Source organism: Sandarakinorhabdus sp., assembly GCF_032115815.1.
Lineage (GTDB): Bacteria > Pseudomonadota > Alphaproteobacteria > Sphingomonadales > Sphingomonadaceae > Sandarakinorhabdus.
In genome coordinates, this window is sequence record NZ_JAUMBI010000254.1 from 1 (window position 1) to 4,155 (window position 4,155).

The 4,155-nt window shown below is 67.1% G+C and carries 5 protein-coding genes; 4 read left to right on the forward strand and 1 reads right to left on the reverse strand.

What is annotated here, in order from left to right:
* The coding region (locus RT662_RS14710) for an AMP-binding protein (RefSeq protein WP_313671437.1) at positions 1-962 on the forward strand (962 nt) is incomplete at its 5' end.
* A 1-nt stretch (position 963) separates the two neighbouring features.
* On the opposite strand, the gene RT662_RS14715 is transcribed toward RT662_RS14710, so the two are convergent.
* On the reverse strand, positions 964-1,485 hold the full coding sequence (locus tag RT662_RS14715) for a GNAT family N-acetyltransferase (RefSeq protein WP_313671438.1): 522 nt from the start codon (positions 1,483-1,485) through the stop codon (positions 964-966).
* A gap of 93 nt (positions 1,486-1,578) precedes the next feature.
* Here RT662_RS14715 and RT662_RS14720 point away from each other — a divergent pair, with 93 nt between their 5' ends.
* The 3 genes from RT662_RS14720 to RT662_RS14730 all read left to right on the forward strand — a co-directional run.
* Positions 1,579-2,082: a GNAT family N-acetyltransferase gene (locus RT662_RS14720; protein WP_313671439.1), complete on the forward strand. Its 504-nt coding sequence runs from the start codon at positions 1,579-1,581 to the stop codon at positions 2,080-2,082.
* Positions 2,079-3,092: a phosphotransferase family protein gene (locus RT662_RS14725; RefSeq protein WP_313671440.1), complete on the forward strand. Its 1,014-nt coding sequence runs from the start codon at positions 2,079-2,081 to the stop codon at positions 3,090-3,092. Before RT662_RS14720 ends, RT662_RS14725 begins: the two co-directional genes overlap by 4 nt.
* Positions 3,089-4,155, forward strand: a 1,067-nt coding sequence (locus tag RT662_RS14730; protein WP_313671441.1) for an acyl-CoA dehydrogenase family protein, incomplete at its 3' end; no start/stop codon positions are given. The genes RT662_RS14725 and RT662_RS14730, both read left to right, overlap by 4 nt.

Here is a 4,155-nt window from a genome sequence, read left to right on the forward strand (position 1 = left end):
TCCCCAGCTTCCCGGCCAATGACCGTTTCTGGCAGGTGATCGACAAGCACAAGGTCAACATCTTCTACACCGCCCCCACCGCGCTGCGCGCCATCATGCGGGACGGCGATGAACCGGTGAACCGCCACGATCTGTCGAGCTTGCGGCTGCTCGGCACGGTGGGCGAACCGATCAACCCGGAAGCCTGGAACTGGTATTACCGCGTCGTCGGCAAGGGGAAACTGCCGATCGTCGATACCTGGTGGCAGACCGAAACTGGCGGCGCGCTGATCACGCCGCTGCCCGGCGCGACGCCGCTGAAGGCCGGCAGCGCGTCGTGGCCGTTCTTCGGCATCGAGCCGGCGCTGGTCGACACCGAAGGCACCATCATCCCCTGGGCACCGGGTGAGGAAATCAGCGGCAACCTCGTCCTGCTGCGCAGTTGGCCCGGCCAAGCGCGCACGGTGTTCGGCGATCATGAACGCTTCACCCAAACCTATTTCACCACCTATCGCGGCCGCTACTTCACCGGCGACGGCGCGCGGCGCGATGCCGACGGCTATTGGTGGATCACCGGCCGCGTTGACGATGTCATCAACGTCTCGGGCCACCGCATGGGCACCGCCGAAGTCGAATCGGCGCTGGTCGCCCACCCACACGTGGCCGAAGCCGCCGTCGTCGGCTTCCCGCACGATGTGAAGGGCCAGGGCATCTACGCCTATGTCACCCTCAACATCGGCATCGAGGCCACACCCGAACTGGTCGCCGCCCTCAAAGCCACTGTCCGGAGCGAAATCGGCGGCATCGCCATCCCCGATCATATCCACCTGACACCCGGCCTGCCCAAAACCCGCAGCGGCAAGATCATGCGCCGCATCCTGCGCAAGATCGCCGAGAACGAACATGGCAGCCTGGGCGACACCAGCACGCTGGCCGATCCGTCGGTGGTGGATGCACTGGTCGAGGGCCGGCTGAACCGCTGACTCAGGCCGGTCGCGAGCGTTCCCACAGGCCCACCGGTTCGGCGCGGTAGGTCGCCTCACCGTAAATGGCAAAGCCGCAGCGGCGGGCGACCGAGATGCTGGTTGCGTTGGCCGGGTTGATCATGGCCACGGTGCGATCGAAGCGCGTGTCGGCCCATTCCAACGCGCAGGCCACTGCCTCGCTGGCATAGCCCTGGCCTTGCGCTTCCGGATGAAAGGCCCAGGCCGCTTCCGGGCAACCGAAGGGTTCCACCCCGGTGCGCTCAGCATGCAGGAAGCCGACATCGCCAAGATGGATATCCTCCCCCGGCCTTGTCACGGCCCACAAGCCATAACCCATCAACTGCCAGTGGCCGGCATAGCGCAGCAGCCGGTTCCAGCTGTCTTCGCGGTTGAACGGCTTGCCGCCGAAATGCGTCACCACCACCGGGTGCGACCACATTTCCACCAGCCGTTCGAAATCCTCGAGTCGGTGCGGGCGCAAGACAAGCCGTTCGGAGGTGAGGACGGGACGTTCGGTCATGGCGCCAAGCATAGGCACAGGCCATGCCAACTTCCAGTAACCGCTTTATGACAGGCTGTTGCAGGCGGGGGCCAGCGTGATAGCCAATGCAGCGTGATCCGCCTTGCTCGCCCCACCGATCTGCCGCTGCTGCCTGCCATCGAAGCCTCGGCGGCGACGCTGTTTGCCGGCACCGCCATGGCGCATGTGGTGGACGGCGCGACGACGCCGGCAAAGGCGCTGGCGGCGGGGTTGGAGGCACGCAGCCTATGGGTAGCAGCCGCGCCCCAGCCCTGCGGCTTCCTGCTGGCCGCTGCCACTGCGGGTTGGCTACACATCCAGGAATTGTCGGTGGCGCGGGATGCCCAAGGCCAAGGGTTGGGCGCAGCCCTGCTCCATGCTGCGATTACGGCTGCACCCGCGCTTGGCTGCGCGCGGCTGTCACTCACCACCGATCGCTGGCTGGCGTGGAACGCGCCCTTTTATGCCCGGCACGGCTTTGCCGAAGTGGCAGCGCATGATCCGGCGTTGCCCGAATGGCTGGCGGGATTGCCGGCGCACGCCGCTGCCGGCGGGCTTGATCCGGCGCGCCGTTGCATCATGGTGCGCAGCGCATGACCGATCTGGAACAGCTTGCCCTGTGGCTGCCCGCGCAGGGCCTCGCACTGGCCCCCGGCGCGCGGCTGGAGCGGCTGGGCGGCGGCATCGCCAACCGCAACGAAGGCGTGACACTGACCACCGGACTAGCTGTGTTGCGTCGGCCGCCGCCGGGACAACTCGCCGCCGGCGCCAGCGACATGGCCCGCGAAGCCAAGGTGCTGGCCGCACTCGCCCCCGTTTTTCCGCTGGTGCCGCGCCTCATCGCCTTTTGCGCTGACGAGACGGTGTTGGGCACGAAATTCCAGATGATTGAGCGGCGCGACGGCGTGGCAATTTCCGGCACGTTGCCGCCGGAAGCCGGCGACGGCCTGGCGCTGGTGGAGACGACGTTGCAGGCGATGGCCGCGCTGCACGCGCTCGATCCGTCTGCGGTCGGTCTGGGTGATCTCGGCAAGCCGGAGGGATTCTATGCCCGCCAGTTGAAGGGCTGGACCAGCCGCGCCGAGGCGGTGTGGCCCGATGGTTTGCCGGCCCACGTGGCCGCACTCATCACAGCACTGGCCGCCGCCGTCCCGCCCGAAGCCGGCACGCCCGTCCTGCTGCACATGGATCTGAAGCCGGACAATCTGCTCGTCGATCCCGCCACGCTGGCCGCCCGCGCCATGATTGATTGGGACATGGCCACCCGCGGCCCGCGCGCCTTCGATCTGGCCGTGCTGCTGTCCTACTGGATCGAGCCGGGCGATCGCGACGATGTGCAGCCGCTCATGGCCGTGCCCTCGCTCACGCCGGGCTGGCCGGGTCGGGCACAAGTGGCGGCGCGCTATCAGGCGATCAGCGGCCATGATGTGGGCGATCTCGTCTGGCCCATCGCGTTGGCCCGGTTGCGGCTGGCGGTGGCGTGGATGCAGCTTTACCGAAAATGGCAGCGCGGCGAGATGGACGGCACGCGCTATGCAGGCTTCGAGACATTGGCGCTGGCGATCATCGCCCATGCGCTGGCGCAATATCAGAAAGGTGCCTTGTGACCGATTTTACCCTGCCCGAAGCCACCAAGGCGCTGGCCCGCCGCACCCGCCAGTTCGTGATCGACAAGATCATCCCGTTCGAACGCGACCCGCGCTTGACCCAGCACGGCCCCACCGACGATCTGCGCGCCGAACTGGTGGCGCTGGCCAAGGCCGAAGGCCTGCTGACCCCGCAAGCGCCCACCGAACTGGGCGGCATGGGTTTCGATCACGCCACCCAAGCCGCGGTGTTCGAAGCCGCCGGCTGGTCCACGCTTGGCCCGGTTGCGATGAACTGCGCCGCGCCGGACGAGGGCAACATGTATCTGCTCTCCCGCATCGCCCGGCCCGATCAGGTGAAGCAGTTCCTCAGCCCCATGGTCAGCGGCGAGCGCCGCAGCGTCTTCGCCATGACCGAGCCCGACGGCGCCGGCAGCGACCCCGGTCAGCTGAAGACGCGGGCCGTGTTCAACGGCAATGATTACGAGATTTCCGGCCTGAAATGGCTGATCACCGGAGCGAACGGCGCCAAGACGTGGATCATCATGGCCAATGTCGAGCCCAACGCCCACGGCCCGCACGGCCCGACGCTGTTCCTGTGCGAAGGCGACACACCCGGCATTAGAATCGAGCGGGTGATGGATTCGATGGACCGCAACTATGTCGAGGGCCATTGCGTCGTGCGCTTCGAAGGCTTGCGGCTCGGCCCGTCGCACCTGTTGGGTGAGATCGGCTCGGCCTTCCGCTATGCCCAGATGCGCCTCGCCCCGGCCCGGCTCACCCACTGCATGCGCTGGCTGGGTGCGGCGGCGCGCTGCCAGCATATCGCGCTGGAACATGCCCGCGTGCGCACCGCGTTCGGCAAGCCGCTGCTCGCCCACCAGGGTGTCAACTTCATGCTGGCGGACAATGAAATCGCCCTGCATCAGGCCCGGCTCGCCATCCGCCACGTTGCCTGGCTGCTGGATAATGGCGTGCGTGCCCGCCACGAAAGTTCGATCGTGAAGGCCAGCGTGTCCGAAGACCTGTTCAAGGTCGCCGATCGCTGCGTGCAGATATTGGGCGGCATCGGCGTCACATCGGA